The organism is Hanamia caeni (genome assembly GCF_003721595.1).
GTDB classification, from domain to species: Bacteria; Bacteroidota; Bacteroidia; order Chitinophagales; family Chitinophagaceae; genus Ginsengibacter; species Ginsengibacter caeni.
The window spans coordinates 75,372-97,403 of the sequence record NZ_RJJR01000019.1 but is presented as its reverse complement, the minus strand read 5'-3'; the positions used below and the strand labels follow the sequence as shown (position 1 = coordinate 97,403).

Annotated in this window: 19 protein-coding genes; 14 read left to right on the top strand and 5 right to left on the bottom strand. The window is 39.2% G+C overall.

Annotation, left to right across the window (positions count from 1 at the left end; translation table 11 throughout):
• The first annotated feature begins 127 nt into the window (after window positions 1-127).
• Entirely contained in the window at window positions 128-571 is a 444-nt protein-coding gene (locus EFY79_RS19075) for an Hsp20/alpha crystallin family protein (protein ID WP_123122342.1), read from the top strand.
• 157 nt (window positions 572-728) lie between these two features.
• Window positions 729-1,136 (top strand): hypothetical protein, encoded by a 408-nt coding sequence (locus EFY79_RS19070; protein ID WP_123122341.1) that lies wholly within the window; start codon window positions 729-731, stop codon window positions 1,134-1,136.
• A gap of 62 nt (window positions 1,137-1,198) precedes the next feature.
• On the opposite strand, the gene EFY79_RS19065 is transcribed toward EFY79_RS19070, so the two are convergent.
• The 4 genes from EFY79_RS19065 to EFY79_RS19050 form a co-directional block, all read right to left on the bottom strand.
• Window positions 1,199-2,257 carry a response regulator gene (locus EFY79_RS19065; RefSeq protein ID WP_123122340.1) on the bottom strand — a complete coding sequence of 353 codons (1,059 nt, stop codon included), beginning with the start codon at window positions 2,255-2,257 and terminating at the stop codon, window positions 1,199-1,201.
• A 12-nt stretch (window positions 2,258-2,269) separates the two neighbouring features.
• Window positions 2,270-3,844, bottom strand: a complete 1,575-nt coding sequence (locus EFY79_RS19060) for a sensor histidine kinase (RefSeq protein WP_123122339.1) — start codon at window positions 3,842-3,844, stop codon at window positions 2,270-2,272.
• A 352-nt stretch (window positions 3,845-4,196) separates the two neighbouring features.
• A complete protein-coding gene (locus EFY79_RS19055; RefSeq protein ID WP_123122355.1) occupies window positions 4,197-4,661 on the bottom strand; it encodes a VOC family protein in 465 nt (154 codons plus the stop codon).
• A 553-nt stretch (window positions 4,662-5,214) separates the two neighbouring features.
• Entirely contained in the window at window positions 5,215-5,916 is a 702-nt protein-coding gene (locus tag EFY79_RS19050; protein ID WP_123122338.1) for a membrane or secreted protein, read from the bottom strand.
• Between the two features lie 187 nt (window positions 5,917-6,103).
• Between EFY79_RS19050 and EFY79_RS19045 the strand changes: the two genes are divergently transcribed.
• Window positions 6,104-7,330 (top strand): serine hydrolase domain-containing protein, encoded by a 1,227-nt coding sequence (locus EFY79_RS19045; protein ID WP_158605254.1) that lies wholly within the window; start codon window positions 6,104-6,106, stop codon window positions 7,328-7,330.
• A gap of 67 nt (window positions 7,331-7,397) precedes the next feature.
• Window positions 7,398-7,826, top strand: coding sequence for a gamma-glutamylcyclotransferase family protein (locus EFY79_RS19040; protein WP_123122354.1), 429 nt, complete (start codon window positions 7,398-7,400; stop codon window positions 7,824-7,826).
• Window positions 7,827-7,874: 48 nt separating this feature from the next.
• On the opposite strand, the gene EFY79_RS19035 is transcribed toward EFY79_RS19040, so the two are convergent.
• The gene (locus EFY79_RS19035; protein ID WP_123122336.1) at window positions 7,875-8,456 is read right to left on the bottom strand and encodes a DUF1543 domain-containing protein; all 582 of its coding nucleotides are present in this window, start codon (window positions 8,454-8,456) and stop codon (window positions 7,875-7,877) included.
• Window positions 8,457-8,637: 181 nt separating this feature from the next.
• On the opposite strand from EFY79_RS19035, the gene EFY79_RS21955 reads away from it, so the two are divergent.
• The 10 genes from EFY79_RS21955 to nagA all read left to right on the top strand — a co-directional run bounded on the left by EFY79_RS21955 (window position 8,638) and on the right by nagA (window position 21,938).
• Window positions 8,638-10,023 carry an ATP-binding protein gene (locus tag EFY79_RS21955; protein WP_123122335.1) on the top strand — a complete coding sequence of 462 codons (1,386 nt, stop codon included), beginning with the start codon at window positions 8,638-8,640 and terminating at the stop codon, window positions 10,021-10,023.
• 17 nt (window positions 10,024-10,040) lie between these two features.
• Window positions 10,041-11,699: an FAD-dependent oxidoreductase gene (locus tag EFY79_RS19025; protein ID WP_123122334.1), complete on the top strand. Its 1,659-nt coding sequence runs from the start codon at window positions 10,041-10,043 to the stop codon at window positions 11,697-11,699.
• 132 nt (window positions 11,700-11,831) lie between these two features.
• Entirely contained in the window at window positions 11,832-12,518 is a 687-nt protein-coding gene (locus tag EFY79_RS19020) for an FAD-binding oxidoreductase (RefSeq protein ID WP_123122333.1), read from the top strand.
• Between the two features lie 485 nt (window positions 12,519-13,003).
• Window positions 13,004-13,981 carry a helix-turn-helix domain-containing protein gene (locus EFY79_RS19015; RefSeq protein WP_123122332.1) on the top strand — a complete coding sequence of 326 codons (978 nt, stop codon included), beginning with the start codon at window positions 13,004-13,006 and terminating at the stop codon, window positions 13,979-13,981.
• A 144-nt stretch (window positions 13,982-14,125) separates the two neighbouring features.
• Window positions 14,126-14,581 (top strand): nuclear transport factor 2 family protein, encoded by a 456-nt coding sequence (locus EFY79_RS19010; protein WP_123122331.1) that lies wholly within the window; start codon window positions 14,126-14,128, stop codon window positions 14,579-14,581.
• 162 nt (window positions 14,582-14,743) lie between these two features.
• Window positions 14,744-17,203, top strand: coding sequence for a TonB-dependent receptor domain-containing protein (locus EFY79_RS19005; protein ID WP_123122330.1), 2,460 nt, complete (start codon window positions 14,744-14,746; stop codon window positions 17,201-17,203).
• Between the two features lie 34 nt (window positions 17,204-17,237).
• Window positions 17,238-18,146: an alpha/beta hydrolase gene (locus EFY79_RS19000; RefSeq protein WP_123122329.1), complete on the top strand. Its 909-nt coding sequence runs from the start codon at window positions 17,238-17,240 to the stop codon at window positions 18,144-18,146.
• 123 nt (window positions 18,147-18,269) lie between these two features.
• Window positions 18,270-19,811 carry a tannase/feruloyl esterase family alpha/beta hydrolase gene (locus EFY79_RS18995; RefSeq protein WP_123122328.1) on the top strand — a complete coding sequence of 514 codons (1,542 nt, stop codon included), beginning with the start codon at window positions 18,270-18,272 and terminating at the stop codon, window positions 19,809-19,811.
• A gap of 164 nt (window positions 19,812-19,975) precedes the next feature.
• Entirely contained in the window at window positions 19,976-20,737 is a 762-nt protein-coding gene (locus EFY79_RS18985; protein ID WP_123122326.1) for a glucosamine-6-phosphate deaminase, read from the top strand.
• Window positions 20,730-21,938, top strand: a complete 1,209-nt coding sequence (gene nagA / locus EFY79_RS18980; protein WP_123122325.1) for an N-acetylglucosamine-6-phosphate deacetylase — start codon at window positions 20,730-20,732, stop codon at window positions 21,936-21,938. The genes EFY79_RS18985 and nagA overlap by 8 nt, the downstream gene beginning before the upstream one ends.
• Window positions 21,939-22,032: the final 94 nt, after the last annotated feature.

The window sequence follows — 22,032 nt, the reverse complement described above, 5'->3', positions numbered from 1 at the left end:
ATCCATTCTTTTTTAGGGCAATGACCAAACTCATCGCCCGGGTTGACTAAAGTTACCGGGTTTGAAAACAGCTAAAGGTATTTTTGCTATGTAAACAATAATTGTATCATCAACTAAAACATGAACTATGAACACACAATTAGCAAGGAGAACAGAACGATTGCCTTTCTTGTTTGATGACTTTTTTATGAACCCATTGCAGGATTGGTTTAGCGGTGGTTTGTCTGCAAAACCTCTTGCAGCACCTCTGGTTAATATTTCTGAAAGAAAAGAGGATTACCTGGTATCATTGGCTGCGCCCGGATTACAGAAAAAAGATTTTAAAATTGATGTAGAAGGAAACCTTCTTACAATCAGTTGCGAACTGGAGGATACAGAAGAAGAAAAAGAAGAAAAATTTAGCAGAAAAGAATACAGCTATTCATCTTTCGAGCGCAGCTTTACGCTTCCGGACGAAGTAAATAAAGAAAAAATTGATGCCCGGTATAATGATGGCATTCTTGAAATTATGTTGCCTAAAAAAGAGGAAGCAAAAAAGCTAACTATCAGCAAACAAATTGAGGTTAAATAATCAACTTAATCCATCCGGAAACATCCCCGCAATTTTTTTGCGGGGTATTTTTTAAATAAATTTTTGGGTGATATATATATCAGGTAGGAAACTGTTTTGTGTTACTCTTTCTGATGTTGTTTGATGATAATTTTATAAAATTTTCAATTGCCTTATTATGACTGTTAACACATTAAATAGCGGCCACGGCAGCGACTCTCACTTAAAAAAATTAAAGAAAGAAATTTCTGCCTGGAAAACCCGGTTGTACCTGCGAATGGAAGAAAACCTTGTTTTAAAAGATATGCTTGCCGATATTCTCAAAAATAATTTTGACAATAGCCGCCTTGACCAGATTGAAGAGTTCCAGAATAATTTTATTAATGAAGAACAGCTAACAAATGATTTAAGAAAAGAAATCGTTGAATTGCAAAAGCAGTCTTCTAGAATAATGGACGACTCAATGCAAAAAGAAGGATTTAATGAAAAAATGAAAAAATTCAATGAAGAGCTAAAGCAATCTGATTTGCGCTTTCAGTCAATGGTTTCCACGTTTCTTAGCTTCCGGAATCAAATAACCGGCTGATATTTATTTTAGAAAATAATTTCTAAATATAACTCAGGCGTTAACTAAATGGATAAATTGTACTAATTGAGCATCAATTCCAGTTTTTTTAGATTCAGGATTTGGATGCTTCCATCATCGTTAATGTCTATCAATTTCTCGTTCTTAAAATCGCTGAGCGTGCGTATCATGGATTCTTTGGCTGTGCCTGCAATGGAGGCCAGGCTTCCCCGGCTGATAACGATACTTCCCGGCTGAGCTTCGTTTGTGTAATACTTCCTGTACAAAATCACAAGTGCGTCTGCCACTTTTTTTCGCAAAGAGTTGTAAGCGAGATTTACCAGGTGCTCTTCTTTTTCGGCAATATTTTTAGCGAGCAGCCTGATGAATCTTTGTGCTAGTTCTCTATTATTATTAATCATCTGTTCAAAATCTTTCCGTGGGATCACTGCGATTTCAGATGATTCAAATGGAACGGCAGAATCCTTGTACAGCGTATCTTCCAGCAAAGGAACATATCCCAGGAAATCACCTTCTGAATAGAGTTCGGTTACCAGTTCTTTGCCATAATCATTACTTTTAAAGGTCTTTACTTTGCCTTTAATGATGTAAAACAGGTAGTAGGGCCGGTCGCCCTCGGAATAAATTGATTGCTTCTTTTTGTATTTATTAATATTGCGCCCCTCGGCAAACAGTTGATAGTCATCTTGTCCTAGTGTATTTTTCATCAGGTATTGAAGTTCATCCATCCGTGAAAGCTCTTCCTTTATGCTGCTTATTTTTTTCAGGCGGCTGTCAACCGCATTTAGCAACTCGGTGCCGGTAAAGGGTTTCGTGATATAATCATCAGCGCCCAGCTCCATCCCCTTGCGAAAATCACTTCTTTCAGTTTTAGCAGTTAAGAATATGAATGGAACATTTTTTAGCGCATCATTTTTATGTATCGCGTGAAGAACGCCATAGCCGTCGAGGAAAGGCATCATAATATCACAAATAATCAGATCGGGCTTGTGTTGCATGGCTTTCACCATTCCGGCTTTTCCGTTTTCAGCCACGATTACTTCATAATTGCCTAATTGCAGAATTTCTGCGGCATTGTCGCGTATGTCCTCATTATCCTCAATTAATAAAATCTTTTTCATTTATTGTGCTTATTATGTTTTAAAAGTAACTGTAAATTTCGTTCCATTATCTACCTCGCTTTCGAAACGAAATTCTCCATCCATCATTTGAACATACCTCAAAACAATATGCAGCCCAAGCCCTGTGCCCTGGATATCCTGGGCATTCCTGGCGCGAAAAAAACGATCTGTAAGGTGCTTTTGATCTTCCTTTGGAATTCCCATACCATTATCCTTCACCGCAAGCATGATTTGGCCATTGCTGCGGCAGGCTTTTATTTTAATAGTGGATGAATCAGATGAAAATTTGCTTGCATTGGAAATAAGATTTATAAGAATGTGTTTTACCAATGAGGGATCCAAAACCGCTGATGGTTCGCCTTCAAATGTATATTTTATTTGCTGTTCTTTTTTAAGCGTATTCTTTAGTTCATCCACAGTTTCGGCCACTAAGTCGCGCAAATTAAATTCTGTAAATTTTGCTTCCAGCTTTCCCGATTCAATTTTGCCAAGGCTAAGAAAATCATTTAGAATATCTGTAAGCATGTTTACTGATGATACAATTCGCTGCACATGCTTTTCGCGTTTTGGCTGATCTTCCTGTGATGTATATTTTTCTATAAGATAAGCAGACGAAAGCACAGTGCTTAGCGGCGTCCTGAATTCATGAGAGGCCATGGATACGAACCTGGATTTTAATTCATTTAATTCTCTTTCAATTTTTAAATCTTCACGGAGATTTTTTTCTGCCTGTTTTAGCATTGAAATATTTTTAATAATCACCCCTATATTATTCACAGAGCCATCTTCTTCAATTAAAGGAAATGCATCCATAATATAAGTTCCATTCGCAATCTGATAAGGAAGCTCAAAGCCAGTAATAAATATTTTATCCTGGAAAATGCTTTCCAGCATTGGAAAAATTATTCTACGCAATGGTTTGGGAAAGAATGGAAATATTTCGTTTCCGATAAGCATTTGTATATCTGCATTAAGAAGTTTGTGCAATTCGCCGCCGGTGTACACAAAATGCAGATCACGATCGATGATGCTGATAGTTCCATCCGGATAATTATTTAATAACTGTAAAAACAGGAACTCCGTTTTTTTAAATTTTTGTTCTGCTTTTATTTTTTCTGAAATATCGAAAGCAATCCCCAAAAAGCCCGTAGGTGCCTTTTGCCCATTTACTAATTGCGTAATGCTCAACCATACGGGAAATATTTCTCCGGATTTATTTATATAATTGAACCTTTCTTCTGCATACAAATTGCGACGCGCTTTTTCCACTAAAACGTCGAAGTCATTAAACTCTTTTTCACCGAACTCATCAATCAGTTGTTGCCTCTTTAGCCGGATTTCCTGTTTATCATGAAAAAGCAACGGTGTTTTTTTGTTCAAAATCTCCTCTTCAGTATACCCCAGCTTTTTGGCTGCTTCCGGATTAAAAAGCCGGATGGTGCCTTTGTCATCTGTAGCAATTATCATGGCGCCTGCATTTTCCAATATGGCCTTTTGAAAAGCCTGCACTTTTTCCAATTCCTGTAAAGTAATTTTTAATTCCCGCGTGTCGCCGTTCGTACTTATAATTTTTTCGTTCCCTGCCATATGTATAGTATGTGATCTTTTAGAGTAATTTACTAAGTTCTTAAATTGGCTCTTCCGCCGTAATGATTTTCATCATCCACTTATATGATTTAGCACATAATGCAGTTAGATGCTAATTTCCAATCGTTGTTCCGGAATTTAAATCTTAATTATTTCCTGGTTTACAGCCTAATACCATTCCGCCGGCTTTTCCTAATCAACTTCTGTACAGGGCTTAAGATTAGAGTATTAGAACGAAACCTAATTTGATTTAAAATCAAAGGGAAAAATATAAGCCGTAGGAGCAAAGGATTATTGCATTAAGTAACGGAGCAGTGACTTTAGAAATCGGGAAAAAGTGCGGACTGATTTTTTAATAAGTATCGTTGTTGATTTCAATCCAATAGCCATCCGGGTCTTTAAAATAGATTTGTTGAACGCCATCTACTCTTTTTGTTATCTTACCCTCTTCGCGCTGCCAGCTATAAAAAGGAACCTTGTTTTTGGTGAGATTATCAATGAATTTTTCCATTGATGAAACGCTGAAACAGAGATGCGCATTTATATCATGCTCCTCAACGGTTTTGGCACCGCTTATCAAATGAAGCTGGCTGTGGGCCGCTATTTTGAACCAAATATGCCTTCCGTCGTGAAAGGGTTCGGGAATCATTTCGAGGCCTACAATGCTCTTATAAAAATCGCCACTTTTTTGCAGGTCGTTTACATACACCGCCACATGATTTAAAGATGGATGATCATTTGCCTGCGCCTTTGTGGTATGGGAAACTATCATAGTGAAAGCAAATAACAGCAGTATTCGGGCAAAAATTTTTTTCATATCAAACAATTTTGAACAGCGCACGAAAATATACATTTGAGCTAAATAAGTAGAAAAAATTTTCTATGATTTCGCGCAGCCAGGTTTAAAATAAAAATCACTGTTATTTCATGGTTTACTGGTATGTAGTATTGAACATAAGCTATCCATTAAAAAACGCTATTGGTGAAAACACCAACGGCGTTCCCGGGGCGGCTTTTAGCAAGAATATTGGATGTGATTTATTTTAGATTGTGAATGTTGCCGAAAAGTATCAGGCAAATATTTCCACTTAGCTATATTAAAACCTGCTTTATAAACTTAATGATCTGTCAACTTATATTTTCTGTAAGAAAGGGGCGGCAACATCCTTTGGGTTTTCGGAGAATGATGGTAACCAATTTTATTCAACAAGCACACCTAAATATTTAATTCATCTGTCCTGGAAAGCGCCCTTAAATGTGAATCAAAGTAACAATATAACATCGTAGGTAAGTTACTAAATTAATTCCAGATTTGGCTTTTAAGTGTAGTCAAAAAAGATTCAATTTCTAATTTAACAAAACCAATGCTTTTATGGCTTTTGCCTGCTCCAGATTTCATAAATTTTGTCACCTTTTGAGCTGAGCCCACTGTGATGCCATTGTGAATCTTTGAGTTCTCCGTTAAATGTTAAGCGCGCGCCCACCCGCGAATTATCTCTTGAAAAAAACTCTATATTTTCAGTGTATTTTCCGTCTGTAAAAGTATAAGTGCCGCCGCCTGTTCCTGAAAATTGTTTTGTATCAGGATTTATGGCAAACCATTGAAACCTGTTACCTGAAAGCATTTTTAAAGTCTTACGTGCGCCTGTTTGGTGTATAGGCACTACCTTCCCTTCCTGCTCGCGGGCGCTTATTTTCCAAACACCGGCCAGTGGCGCGTTTCCAGCATCAATACGGTTATATATTTTTTCTGATCCATTCTCATTGATCGATAATTTATTGTCTTTAACATCCACAATAACCGATTTCTCTTTTCCTACCTCATTGCTGTCTGCTGAATTGAACTCCATAAAAATATTCATGCGGCCATCATTAATTTTTGCAGGCCCGCCCCAGGTTTGCAAAAAACGGTTGGGAGTATATTCACTTTGTGTAAAATATCCATCCTGGTATAGCAATACCGTTTGTTTTGAATCGCTGGTATTTTGCCAGGCTCCTTCTATTTTTTGAGAAGAGGATATAAAACCTGTTAAGAGAAAAATGGCAGTAAATAAAAAATTGATATTCTTCATGATGGTGCAATTTATTATTACTGAAGATAGCCAAAATAAAGGTATTTAACGAATAAACCAGTATGCTGATGATACTTGATTGTTGAGCCCGCCGCTTCATTTTTCAAAATAAAAAATAAAGATATTTATGGCTTTACTGTACTTTTAATTAAAGCCAATATGAATGGTAAATAATTATTTTTTCTTCTTGTTTTTTTTCTCATTTCTGGTTTCAGGCGCTGCAGCTCAACACGTTTCTGAAAACACAAAACACCAAAAGCTCATCTATACGGTTGACAGTATTTTACAAAGCCAGGTGGATAGAAAATTAATTCCCGGTGCGGTAGTTGAAATAAAGAAAGGCAAAGAAATCCTTTGCAAAAAGGCTTTTGGCTTTGCTGAAAGAAATGATTACCACAACAAGCCTTTAGCTCACCCCGAAAAGATGACACCTGGAGACCTGTTTGACCTCGCTTCGCTGACTAAGGTAGTAGGGACTACTACGGCGATTATGTTGTTAGTAGACAGGGGTCAAATTCATGTAGACGATCCTGTAAGCAAATACATTCCTGCTTTTGGCAGCGGCGACAAAAGACAAATTACGATTCGCAATTTGCTTACGCATACTGCAGGGCTCATTACGTGGTATCCGCTCTTTTACCGCGCTTCCGGCAAAGAGGAAACATACAGGCTGATTCATGAATTGCCGCTTGCGTATCCGGTAGGTAAAATCAGAAAGTACAGCGATCTTGGATTTATTCTTTTGGGAGAGATTGTTGAAAAACTTTCAGGAATGCCACTGGAGGAATTCGACAGCCTATATATTTTTCAACCGCTGGGCATGCACCATACCACTTACAATCCTCTTGCAGCAGGCCGCTTTGCAAAATTTGCTGCTACTTCTCATGGTAATCCTTTTGAGACAAGAATGGTGCACGATTCTTCGCTGGGATATGTATTTAAAGAAATAGATCCTAATCAATGGAACGGCTGGCGGCATTATAATTTGCGTGGAGAGGTAAATGATGGAAATGCATGGTATGCACTACATGGCGTCAGTGGCCACGCAGGTTTATTTTCAACAACAGATGATTTGCAAAAGCTGGTTGATATGCTAAAGAATAATGGGAAAGTGGGGGCCAGGCAATTTATATCAAAAAAAACGCTTGAATTGTTTTTAACCAGGGATGAATTCAAAAACGGGCTCGGGTGGATGATGGACACAGAAGATTCTTTTATGAATAATGCGCCGGCAGGCACTTTTGGCCATACAGGCTTTACAGGCACAAGCATTGTAATTGTGCCGTCTTTAAATATTTCTGTTATTTTATTAATTAACCGTCAAAATATGGGATTGTTAGACACTGGTTTTTATTACAATGTGAATCCCGTACGGAAAGAGATTTTTAATGCAGTTTTGAATTATTGCAAATGATCACAAAAATCAGGATTATCATTCCCTGATGCAATTATTGTTATTTTCGTATAAATCGTTTTTAAAAATGAAAAGAGCGCATTCAGATTTTTTATTTGTATATAGTTCTTTGCGGATGGGTTTTCAAAGTGAAAAATATGAATACATACGCAGGTATTTTTCATTTGAAGGCAATGCAAAAGTAAAAGGCCTGCTGAGTGATTTAGGCAATTATCCCGTAGCTACACCCACTGATGAAAATTATTTTATAAAAGGAGAATTGTATAAAATAAATGATCCTAATGAATTTTCTTTTGCCATTGGCCAGTTAGACGATTATGAAGGCGTAAGCCCCGAAATGGATGAAACTGCAACTTACAGGAGGGAATTGTCTGAAGTATACTGCGACGATGGGAGCGTGGTGGATGCCTGGATTTATTGGTACAACGGCAATGTAGCTGGAAAGCCTGTTATAGCTTCGGGCGATGTTATTGATTATGTGCAATCGAAAAGCTAAGCTAACTTTTTGGCAAAATAAAAAATGGTATTATTTTTTGCTTTACTGCTATTTCATGCTGGTTAGCTTTAGATAGCCCGGATGGATTTTATCTTCTTCCACTTCCTCTCCTTTTGAAATAATTACGCTGTACTTTGATTTATGTTCAGGTATTAAAATATCTTCTACCTGGTAAACATCATCAACATCAATTCCATATTTATCATCAATGTGTGAGGTGGCTTCCTTCAGCGTATTTGTTGTAAAAAACGTTGTCTTTTTTGCCTTGCTGATTGCAAGCGCGCGGGTAGGTTGTACAGTCAATATTGTATAGTGCTGCTCTTCCAGCTTATTGGCCTGGTATCCCCCAAGATTGATGAAAAATAATTTGTTTTGCAACTCCCTTTTTTCATCTTTTAAACCGATAGCAATTTTATAATCTTCAACTTTGGTTACTTCCCGCCAGGCGTCTATATGCAGCGTACTGCCTGCTTCCGGCCAGAAAGCCTTTATAGCAGGAACCAATTCTTTTAATTCCCGGGCAATGCCAAAAAAGAAATCATGTTGCTCCACGTTTCGTCCCGGCGCTTTTGAGCCAATCAATAAAAGAAACAACTTCAGTGTTTGATGAGGCTCAGGCAGCTTGTTCATAATTATTTATTAATTTTCGCTAAATTAAATTGTTTGTCGAATTGAAAATTCAATTTCAAATGTTAGTACAGAAATTATCGCAATAGTGCCGAAAAATTGATTTTATAATTCCGAAGCATGCTAACAAAATTGATTGTTGTTCTTGTTTCAATAACTACCTTGCTACAAATTTATTTATGAGATGAAAGAAGTCACCATTGAAGATCTGAAAATTGTGAGCGAGTTTCAGCAGGTTCCCAATGATCAGTTGGAATGGCTTATCAGCCAGGGCGAACCGCAGGAACTGCAAAAAAATGAATTACTGTTTAATGCCGGTGAGCCGGTGGTTACCTGTTATATTTTGTTGGAAGGAAAGATGAGAATTTGTGCGGTTCAATCGGGAAAGCAAAAAGAATTGCGCATTCTTGATCCGGGGCAGGTAACTGGCTATCTTCCTTATTCGAGAGCCACCGTTACGCCCGCGTTTTGCGAGGCAATAAAAGATTCACGTGTATTCAAATGTTCAAAAGACAAATTAATAGCCGGCTTCGGAACTCATTATCAACTAATAGAGGCAATGGTGCACATGATGCTGAGCCGCGTGCGCGAGTTCACGGCTATACAACAGCAGAATGAAAAAATGTTTGCGCTTGGCAAGCTGTCAGCGGGCCTTGCACATGAGCTTAATAATCCGGCTGCAGCCATTTCGCGTGCTGCCGCTTTGTTGCAAACCCAGGTGAGCCGGTTGCCTTACCTGTTCGAATCTGTTGCAAACCTGCAAATAGAACCTGGTAAGATTGAAAAAATCAGCAAGCTTATTATTAACAAGATCAATTCTGAGCCGTCGCCATTATCAATGATGCAACAGGCAAACCTTGAAGATGAACTAACGGACTGGCTATACGAAAACAATTTAGCAGATACTGATCCCGAAGGATTGGCAGAGCGGGGTTTTACAACTTCTGAGCTGGATGTTTTTAAAGAATGTTCTACAAAGGCGCATCTCCCTGTATTGCTGGAGTGGGTGAGCAATTACCTGGTCACTCATAAAATGGCTGATGATATCCGCGTTTCTTCAGATCGGATATCCACGCTCGTGAATGCTGTGAAGAATTTTACTTTTATGGATAAGAATTCCGACAGGCAATTAACTGAAATACATTCCGGCATCCGAAACACGTTAACGATGCTGAATTATAAAATCAGGAAAGGGAATATCACTGTGATAGAAAATTACGATACGACAATACCTGCCATAAAGATTTTTCCGGGTGAAATGAACCAGGTGTGGACCAATCTTATTGATAACGCGATTGATGCGATGGAACCCAACGGCAAGGGCACTTTAACGATTACCACCTCTTATGACGAACGGTTTTTGAAAGTAAGCATCAAAGACGACGGTACAGGCATCCCTGATGAGATAAAACAAAATATCTTCGCCCCGTTTTTTACAACCAAACAAATGGGGAAGGGATCGGGCCTTGGCCTGGATGTAGTGAGCCGCATCATGCTTCAGCATAATGGGGAGGTAAAAGTAAATTCTCAGCCGGGCCAAACAGAATTTGAAATTTGTCTTCCTTTCTAAGCGAAAAAGATAGTAACATGGACCAATCAATCATATTTGTTATAGACGATGATGTGCAGGTGCTTCGCGCCATCACCAGGGATTTGAAAAATAAATACCGGCAGGATTACCGCGTGCTCAGCACTTCCTCAGCAAAAGAAGCGCTTGATAGTTTGCTTGAATTAAAGAACCGTGGCGAATCGGTGGCGATGTTTATTTCAGATCAGCGAATGCCCGAAATGGAAGGTGTAGAATTTTTATCACAGGCGATGCAATATTATGATGAAGCAAAAAAAGTGTTGCTCACTGCCTATTCAGATACTGATGCGGCCATAAGAGCGATTAATAATGTGAAGCTTGATTATTATCTGAGCAAGCCATGGGATCCCCCGGAAGAAAGATTATATCCCGTTATCAATGATTTGCTGGATGACTGGCAAAATAATTTTCATCCTGATTTTAAGGGTATCAAAATAGTTGGCTACCAGTTTTCACCAAAAAGCCACGAAATAAAAGAATTCTTATCAGGCAACCTGATTCCCTACCAATGGCTGGATGCTACTGACGAAGATGGTAAGCAATTGTTGGAATTAAATAACCTGGTGGCGAAAGATTTGCCGGTAATATTTTTTGAAGACGGCTCTTTAATTAAAATACCACGAATAATTGACGTGGCCAAACGTATCGGCTTAAACCCCGATGTCAAAAATGAAATATATGATGTAGTAATCATTGGCGCCGGCCCGGCAGGATTAGCCGCATCTGTGTATGGCTCGTCAGAAGGGTTAAAAACTTTGCTTATAGAAAGAAGAGCTCCGGGCGGGCAGGCTGGTACCAGCTCGCGCATTGAGAATTATTTGGGATTTCCTACAGGATTAAGCGGCGCAGATCTCACACGCAGGGCCATGGCTCAGTCTGTCAGGTTTGGTACTGATTTTCTGTCTCCGAGATACGTGAAGGCCATCCGGACACAGGATAATTACAAAAAAATAATTTTAGGAGATGATAGTGAAGTAATGACCAGGTCGATAGTAATTACAACGGGCGTGGATTACCGCCAATTGACAACGCCGGGAATTGCCCAATTTAAAGGTGCCGGAATATATTATGGCGCTGCGAATACGGAGGCGTCGGCCTGCAAAGGCAAACCTGTTTACATTGTTGGTGGCGGCAATTCTGCCGGGCAGGCTGCTATGTATTTATCAAAATTTGCAAAGCAGGTAAATATTTTGATAAGAAAAGATAGCCTGAGTTATACGATGTCATCCTATTTGATCGACCAGATAAATAGTGTAGAAAATATTTCGGTATGTATTGCCAGGGAAGTGGTAGAAGCCGCAGGCCAGGAGAGTTTGGAAAGGCTGACGATCAAAAATTTAATAACGGGAGAGGTATATACGGAAAACGCTTCTGCTTTATATATTTTCATAGGCGCCAGGCCCTTTACCGACTGGCTGGATGACCAGATAATTAAGAATGAGAAGGGATTTATCGAAACGGGCAGAGACCTTCAGCATTATGAAAATTTTAAAAAGATATGGAAGCTTGAAAGAAATCCCTATCTACTTGAAACGAGCCTCCCTGGAATTTTTGCTGCCGGCGATGTGCGTGCAGGCGCCATGAACCGCGTTGCTTCAGCAGTAGGGGAAGGCTCTATGGCCATAAGTTTTGTACACAAATACCTGGCGGAGATCTAAACTTTCCCTCGAGGCAGTGTTATTAATAAAAGCCTTGCTGTAACTTTTTCAACAGAAATTACTCTAATATTTTGTAATTATTATTTCCATACGATTTTTAGATATTATTTCACTTTAATCAAAAACTATATCATGGCAGATTATCCAAATGAGGAGCATGTTGTAAAAATTCTTAAAACAGAAAATGTAACTCACAATGTAAAACGTTTTACGCTTGCTAAACCTGACAATTATGTATTCACTCCAGGGCAGGCTACCGATATAGTGATTAATCTTCCTGAATGGAAAACGGAAAGAAGGCCTTTTACTTTTACCGGTCTTAATGAATGGGACCATCTTGAATTTACGATTAAAATTTATGATGACCACAAGGGCGTTACCAATAAGTTAGGCACTTTGCATGCCGGCGATGAGCTGATATTACACGACATCTGGGGAGCAATCCACTACAAAGGCGAAGGCGTGTTTATTGCGGGCGGTGCCGGAGTTACTCCGTTCATCGCTATTCTGCGGCAATTGCATAAAGAAAATAAAATCGGAAACAACAAACTTTTATTTTCAAACAGAACAACTAACGATATCATTTTGAAAGACGAGTTTACCACCATACTTGGCGATAATTTTATCAATACCATCACCCAGGAAGAAACGGAAAAATATGATCATCGTTTGATCGATGAAAATTATCTGAAAGAAAAAATAAAAAATCTTGATCAATACTTTTATATCTGCGGGCCTGATCCGATGATAGAAAGTATTAAAGGAATTTTATTGAAAATAGGAGTGAAGGAAGATAAGATTGTTACAGAGGAATTTTAGATTCACCTGCTTTCAAAATAGGCTGTTTCAGTTGGATTGAACTATAATTTTTCCAGCTTTTAAAACCCATTTGCGGTAAGGTGGCAGTAAACAAACCTTTAAGGAAGATTTTTATTTTGAGCAAAATATGGCTTCCCCAAAAAACACCAACATTCAGCAAATCCTACTGCTTAAGAACAAAGTCATTATCAAAGAAACATGCCTTTCTTACCAATTAATACACCCATCCTGCCAATGAATGAGAATATAATACTGTGTAATAATTTGTAAGAAATCATAAAGTATAATAGGTCTATTTTTATAATCCCCTTTATCTAAAGAAAAAAAATACCTATAATTTCTAAATTAAGATTTTCCGACACTAAAGCAAGGCGCTCCGGCTCGCAAGAAGAACAGTAGTAATTATTGAATTGAGTGAAGATTATAATCCATATTCTGTGATACTCAGAATCCGTATTCTTTACATTATAATTTAAATAAGATTCTTGCTCATCAATTATTACATCAAACCCCATCCTTCGTTATCAGCTTTTGTTGATAATTATATCCTGAGTAGTTCGGGCAAGGATAAATACTCATTCGAAAGCTGCTGGCCGGCAAGTAATAAAACAAACATTGCCTTTTATCTTGGCGATAAGCCACAGCATAAGACGGTAACCGAAAACAGCCCGACCTTTTGTGGCAAAAGAAATTGCATCGTAGGGGCTTCTACCGGCCCTGGTGGTATCATCTCTTTTAATGGAAGGTTCCATGCTTTTCTTATGGACTTTAAAGCGAATGGGATAAACAGGATCTTTGGCTTACCCATGTATGAGCTTTCTGATGAGATATTTTCTTTGGAAGAAGTTTTAGGAAACCAGGCCGCCATTTTGGAAGAACAATTAGCCTATGCAACAAACGTCTGGCAAATGGCCTGTATTGCTGATAAATTTTTACTTTCTTTTCTCAGCAGGCGTGTAAAAAATAATACTTTTTCGAACAACATTGCTCTTGCCTCAAATTTAATAAACACCCATCCAAATACATTAAGCATTAAACAGTGGGCCTGCAAAACCAATATGAGCATCCGTAATTTTCAAAGAAGATTTAAAGAGCAGGTTGGCGTTTCTCCAAAACTATATGCAAAAATTGTTCGCTTTGATAAAGTTCTAAAAAGGAAAATAATGCAGCCGGGTGAAAGCTGGTCCTCTGTTGCTTATGAGTGTGGCTATTTTGATCAGATGCACTTAATAAGAGACTTTAAAGCGTTTACCGGTTTTACACCTTTTGATTTTTTTAATCATCAGCATCCTGAACAGGTACAACTGATGCCAATCACGCGTTTTACATTGGCTGATTTTTTTCAGATACAGCGCCTGAAATCCGACGCTGCGGGGATTATGAGCGGCAGAAATAAGAACAGCCTTCCCGCTAATCATGAGGCACCCGAAGAACAACTTGTGATAGTAAACAGGGAAGAATAAAGTTGTCGCGTTTTTACTATTTCCGGAATGCCGGGCTTTTTACTTTTAAAATTATTTTTTTATCCAAATCCGGTAAAACAGCTTTTAAGCAGAATTCATTTCCCCTGACAGCCATCCCGCATTTTAAAACAATCAAACATCAATATGAAACAGACAATTCTTACGACAGCATTCTTAATTTCTATGTCTTTGGCAATTCACGCTCAAACCAGTGTGCAAGACAACAGTGCTGAACAGGAAGTAACGACGGTAGTCGAACAATTAAAAGATGCATTAATGAAAAGCGATGTCGCTTTTTTTGAAAAGTATTTCGCTGATACGTACATCTTTACTGACCCTGGCGGAAAAGTAAATGGCAAGGCAGATTTGGTTGATTTTATTAAAGCAGGCAACCTGAAATTTGAATCAATCATTCCGGATGACAGGAAAGTTACTGTATATGAAAACGTAGCTGTCGTGACCCAACATGATACTGAAAAAGGGCATGTCGGACACGAGGATATATCCGGTGAATACAGATGGATGTACATTCTGAAAAAGCAAGGTGATGATTGGGAAATCGTTGCCATGCAGGGAACGCGGGTTATGCAGGCGAAATGAATTTATGAGATCAATTTAATAGCCTTGTCCTGCTTCCGTAGGGGGAGGGATCAAGGCAAAGCACCTAACAAAGTTTCATTAACTGTTACATTTTCAACCTGGCATCAATGAAAACAATCGAACTTATTTTTTGCAGTCAAACTCAAGTCAAACTCAAGTAAAATGCGAATTAATCTATCCGGAAGTAAAAATGCCAAGAGATTAATATGTACTTTATCTCTTGCCGTTATTATGGTACACTGCTGCGGCCAGGCAACGATTTCGGGCATTGTTTTAAATAAGGAAAATCAACCTCTTGGTGATGCCAGTGTATTATTATTGAACGCTAAGGATTCTTCCCTTGTGAAGGGCACCATTTCTTCTAAAAAAGGAGAATATACTTTTTTCAAAATATCCCGGGGAACTTATTTTATCGCGTCATCATTTGTGAATTACAAGCAAGGCTATTCCGATTCAATATTGATTTCGAGTGCCACACAGGACATAAATCAGCCTCCTCTGCATCTTTCAGAGAATGAAAACACTTTGGAAAAAGTAACCGTTGAGAAGAAAAAGCCTTTGGTGGAAGCGCTTATTGACCGGTTGGTGGTAAATGTTGCGGGCAGTATTACCGCTGCAGGCAGCACCGCCTTGCAAATACTGGAGCGTTCGCCGGGAGTGGTGGTAAACAGGCAGAATAACACCATCGCCATGATGGGCAAAGAAGGTGTGCGGGTAATGATCAATGGGAAACTGAATTATATGCCTGTCTCCGCGGTATTGGAACTGTTAGATGGTATGAGTGCAGGCAACATTGACAGAATAGAACTCATCACAACACCGCCTGCCAATTTTGATGCCGAGGGCAACGCCGGCTATATCAACATCGTATTAAAACAGAATGATAACCTGGGTACCAACGGATCATTTTCCGCTACACAGGGATATGGAAAAGGATGGGTAACACAGGCCAGTCTGAATTTCAATCACCGTACAGCGAAGTTGAATATCTATGGAGATTTTTCGTACTCACGTGTTAAAGGTATATTCGCCGGTACTTCGTATAACCGGATATCTAACAATGGTAGTATCTATGAAACATACGGCACACTCGACAGGACCGATATCACCCGCACGCATACTGCGCGCCTGGGCTTGGATTATCAGCTTAGCCGTCGTACGGTAGTCGGTATTTTGCTTACCAGCAATGGCCGCTGGTATAGACAGTCAGAACATAACCATACTACCTTTAACCTGAACGGCCATCCCGACACTACGTCGGTAAGTACCAACACCGAATTGAATAACTGGCAGGATTACGGAATTAATATAAACCTGCAGCAGCAGTTTAATGAAGGTAAAAACCTTTCTTTTAACGCCTCCCATCTGCATTATAAAAACAACCAGCCCTTCCATTATTACAGCCAGTATTATGATAAAACAGAAAATTTTATGTATGATGAAACTTTTCGTAACGGGAAGATTACGCCATTGAATTTTTGGATTGGCGCTTTAGACTATTCCGGCAAGATGTCACAAAAACTAAATTTTGAAGCCGGTATAAAAGGCACCCTCGCCGATTTTAGGAATAACCTCCTCTTTGAGCGATTTATCCAGAGCAATTGGGTAAAAGATGATGCTCTTTCATCCAATTACACCCTGAAAGAAAATTATTCTGCTGCATACCTTTCTCTCGATATAACGACAAGTGTGAAGACGTCCGTAAAGGGCGGCCTGCGCTATGAATATACCAATTCAAACCTGGGGTCTGAAACTGAAAAAAATATCGTTGACCGTCATTACGGAAAACTGTTCCCTACTTTATACCTTTCTCACAAACTGAATGAAAAAAATAGTATAAACCTTTCGTATAACAGCCGCATAACAAGACCTGCATACACCGACCTGGCTCCTTTCACTTATTATAATACCAAGAATTCATTATTAACGGGTAACCCTGCGTTGCAGCCGGCCATTGCTCATGCTGTTAGCGCGGGATACACTTTTAAAAAATATTTCCTACAGATTACTTTCACAAAAGAAAACAATGCCATCACATCTTTTCAGCCCAACGTTGATTCGGTTTCTAACAAAATAATTAACAAGCCAGAAAACCTGGATAATCAAAAACTGTTAACATTCGTACTCTCTATTCCTGTTGCTGTTACGAGCTGGTGGAGTATGCAATACAATATTACCGGAAAGTGGCAGCAGGTAAACGCGGAATATCAAAAAGAACCGATAAGGATTGAGCACAAACAAGTCATCATTAATATGAGCCAGTCGTTTATACTGCCTGCAAATTTTTCGATGGAATTATCCGGCTTTTACAACTCCCGCAGTCTGGATGGAATTATGGTATTTAAACCATGGGGGTCTCTCGACTTTGCTGTACGAAAAAAATTAGGCGATAGGGATAATATTAACTTTTCTGCCAGCGATCTGCTTAACAACTCCACGGATTACCGTGGGTATACCGACCTGCCAGAAAAGAACCTTGTTGGAGATATTCATTTACGGTTTTCATGGAGAACCTTTAAGCTAACCTATATCCGAAACTTTGGAAAGCAAAAGCTTAAAGCCAGCCGCACAAGAACCACAGGAGCAGAAGAGGAAAAGGGGAGGGCAAATTATTTTAGATAAATCTTTTTATTTAACCCCGCACAATTAAACTAACATGAACCAAAAAGTAACTTCCTTCTTCATTATAACAAGCCTCCTATTATTAAATTTATCTTATTGCATCAATCCAATCAAAGCCCAACAAAAAATAATCCAACTCTACGATAAAGTACCTCCCGGCGCAGAAAGCTGGACCTGGCAGGAAAAAGAAACAACTAAAAATCCATTCAACACGAGGTTGATCTATAACGTTACTCATCCAACTTTAATGGCATTTATACCCAACTCTTCCATAAGCAATGGTACTGCAATTATAGTTTGCCCGGGTGGCGGTTTACAAACTTTATTCATCGAGCAAGTTGTTGATATAGCCCATTGGTTAAATGAAAAAGGAATAACTGCTTTTGTTTTGAAATACAGAACCTATCATTTGGTAACGGATGATGCATGGACAGAAATGGTGAAAAACACCAACGATAAAGATTTTGAAAAGAATGTTGCTCAAATTTGGCATCTGGAACTGGAAGATGCAAAAACAGCCATTACTTACCTTCGGCAACACGCAACAGAATATAAAATTGATACTGCCAGAATTGGCATTATGGGCGGTTCTGCAGGAGGCACTTTATCCGCATTGCTGGCATACCATTATACACCTAAAACAAGACCTGATTTTGTAGCTTCATTGTATGGCTTAATTGCAGATTCTGTTCGTAAATCCGGCGCAGTACATCCCGATGCACCACCTTTGTTTGTTGCAGCCGCAACAGATGACCAAATGATTCCCGTTTCAAATAGCATTCGTCTATATAATGATTGGATAAACTCAAACCATTCAGCAGAACTGCATATTTTTTCAAGAGGCGGACATGGATTTGGCATAAAGAAACAGAACCTGCCTTCAGACCAATGGGCGGATCTTTTTTTATATTGGTTGAATAAGCAAGTCTTATTAAGCCAATAGCGTATTAAAATTAACCCGAACGTAGTTTTTAGCGTCGAATAAAATAAAGAAAAAGTTCGGAACAAGATATGAGCCGGACGAATTAGCAAATTATAAAAATCACTTTAATAAAAAATATTTTAGATGAAAACCAAACTCTTTTTCCTCGTCTTTCTCTTCGCATATCCTTTCCATTTTTTCGGACAAAATATGGCTAACCTAAAACCATGTACACCCTGTGAACAACTCAAAACGCTTCAACTGCCCGACGTTACAATTTTAAAAGCGGAAACGCTCTTGCACGATACCATCAAAAGCCCGGTACCATGGAACTCTTCCTATGTGGTTACTGTGCCGTTCTGCAAAGTGTTTGGAAGAATAAGTAAAGAAATTGATTTTGAGTTGCTGTTGCCGCAACAATGGAATGGCAGGCTGCTGATGTCTGGAGGTGGCGCTTTTGCAGGATCCATTCAAAACGATTTGATTGATTATGTGAACAAGGGATGTGCAACGGTTGGAACCAATACCGGGCATACAGCGGAACCAGATCAGGCAGGCTGGGCGCTAAATAATATGGAGCGGCAGCTTAATTTTGGCCGCCTCGCTGTGCATCGTACTGCCGTTGTGTCTAAGTCGGTTATGCATACTTTTTATTGTGCAGCCCCTTCTTATACTTATTTTTTTGGCTGCTCACGGGGTGGCGGTCAGGCAATGATGGAGGCTCAATTTTATCCTGAAGATTTTAATGGTATAGTAGCCGGCGCTCCTGCGTTTAACTGGCCTGCAATCGGCGCCAAGTATATAAAAGAATCTTTAATGAATTATCTTGACACCAAAAACCGGGACGAGCCTGTTATTACCCGCGATAACCTGAAACTATTGCAGGAGCTTGTGTTAAAGCAATGCGATACTATTGATGGCGTGAAAGATAACATCATCAATGATCCCAGAAGTTGTAAATTCGATCTTTCAATGTTGCCTGTCTGTCCTGATAACAAAGCAGGTCCGGGCTGCTTTTCCCAACAGCAGGTAGCTGCCATTAAAGCTATTTACAATCCACTGATGGTGGACAGCCAAATGGTTTATCCGGGATTTCCCTATGGGTTGGAAGGTGAACCTGGCTCATGGGATATGTGGATAGCCGGGACAAAAGAAATGCCATCCTTTCATTACACGTTGGCGACCGAAATGTTTAAATATTTAATTTTTAATAACCCTTCATGGGATTATAGCAAATATGACTTTAAGAATTTTTTTGAAGAAACCCGCTATGCTTCATCTTATTTGGATGCTACCAGTATAGACTATAGTGATTTTAAAAGAAATAATGGAAAGATGATACTCTACCACGGCTGGAACGATCCTGCGCTGTCTGCCTTTGCAACCATTCAGCATTATGATGATGCTGTGAAAATGGATAGGGATTTAAAGTCTTATATACGTTTATTCTTGCTACCCGGCGTATTGCATTGCGGAGGTGGCACAGGGCCGGATTATGTGGACTGGGTAAAAATCATTGAAGACTGGACGGAAAATAACAAGACGCCTGAACGCATAATATTATCAAAAATTGAAAACGGAAAGACGGTAATGACACGGCCTGTTTATCCTTATCCCGAAGTGGCTGCCTACAAAGGAAAGGGAAACCCGGCTAATGAAAAGAATTTTGAACTTAAGACAAACTAAAAATAATATGAGTAATAAATTTACTCCTTTTCTTCGTCTTTCTATTCGCATATCCTTTGCATTTTTGCGGACAGAATATGAGTATATACTTCACCTGAAATTGACTTGCTAATCCAGTAAACAAATCTTTAAGACAGATTTTTATTTTGTTTACATTAGCATGAATGAATACATTCATATACAGAAACGAAATTGCTCTTGGAAAAGCTGCGGGCGAAAAAGCCGCTCAACTCATCAGGGAAGCGATAGCGAATAATGGAACAGCCAACATTATTCTTGCTACCGGAACCAGCCAGTTTGAAACTTTAAAAACTTTGATCGACGCCAAAAATATTCAGTGGGATAAAGTGGTAATGTTTCATCTTGATGAATACATTTCTCTGCCAATCACGCATCCGGCAAGCTTTAGAAAATATTTACTAGAAAGATTTTTATCCCAGGTAACCCCGCTTAAAGATGCATGGCTAATCAATGGCGAAGGGGATGCTGATGAGGAGTGCCGGCGTTTGAGTGATTTGATCCGGAATCACCCCATAGATGTAGCCCTGATTGGAATTGGCGAAAACGGCCATCTTGCCTTTAACGACCCGCCTGCCGATTTTGAAACTGACAAACCTTATATCATCGTTGATTTAAACGAAGCCTGCAAAAAGCAGCAATTAGGCGAGGGATGGTTTGACTCATTTGAAGAGGTTCCGCAAAAAGCAATTAGTATGTCGGTAAAGCAAATTCTAAAATCAAAAAATATTATTTGCTCTGTGCCTGGCGAAAGAAAAGCCGAAGCGGTAAAGCATACCTTGGAAAATGAAATCAGCAATTTATATCCGTCTACTATTTTGAGAACGCATAGCCACTGTTCTCTTTTTATTGATGATACCTCTGCTTCCGGTCTGCGTTCTGACACAAAAGAAAAAATCAATGCCTGAGCAAATCATTAAAATTATAAACGGCCGTATCATTATCTCTGATCAAATATTGGAGCACGAAACGATTGTTATTTCCGGAAAAAAAATACTATCTATTGACAAGGAAGATAAAGAAGTTGCCGGCGCAAAAGTTATTGATGCCAAAGGAAATTACGTCTCGCCTGGTTTTATTGATATTCATGTTCATGGCGGTGGTGGCCACGATTTTATGGATGGAAGCGAAAGTGGATTTTTAAAAATCGCTGAAACGCATGCTCAATACGGAACTACTTCCATGTTTCCTACTACGCTTACAAGTAGCAAGGAAGAACTGTTTCAAACACTGGCTATTTATAAAAATGCAAATAAAAAAAATAGTAGGGGCGCTCAGTTTCTTGGTATGCATCTCGAAGGTCCTTACATTTCAACGAACCAAAAAGGCGCACAGGATGGACGTTATATACGAAATCCTGATCCATCAGAATACAAAGAAATTCTTTCGGCTACTTCTTCTATTAAAAGATGGAGCAGTGCCCCTGAACTAAGAGGAAGCATTGAATTGGGAAAATATCTTGCATCAAAAAATATTTTGCCGGCCATCGCTCATACAGATGCGATTTATGAAGAAGTACTCGAGGCTTTTGAGAATGGATATTCTTTAATTACACATTTATATTCCGCCATGACAGGCGTTACCCGGAGAAATGCGTTCAGGTTTGCCGGCGTAATTGAAAGCGCCTACCTGATTGACGGCATGGACGTTGAGATTATTGCAGACGGCGTTCACTTACCAGCTCCGTTACTAAAGTTGGTTTATAAAATAAAAGGTGCCAACAGGATTGCCCTTATAACCGATGCAATGCGGGCAGCCGGAATGCCTGAAGGAGAAAGCGTTTTAGGCAGTCTTCATAATGGATTAAAAGTAATTGTTGAAGATGGAGTAGCAAAGCTGCCTGACAGATCATCCTTTGCGGGAAGTGTAGCCACCACCATTCGTCTTTTAAAAACGATGGTAACCATAGCTGGTGTGCCTTTGACCGATGCCGTAAAAATGCTTACAATGACACCTGCGCGCATCATGAATGTTTTAGAAACAAAGGGAGAATTATCACCCGGCAAGGATGCAGATATTGTAATTTTTGATGACGAATTTACCGTCGAAAAAACGATGGTGCAGGGAAGAATAGTTTATAGCAGAGGCGAGGCACCATTCAATTCCTGACATGAAGGAATGGTTTGACATTGTTCAGACATATCATCATTCTCTCAAAAAAAAAATTCTATTACTTATTCTTTTACTGTAAAGCGATTGCGCC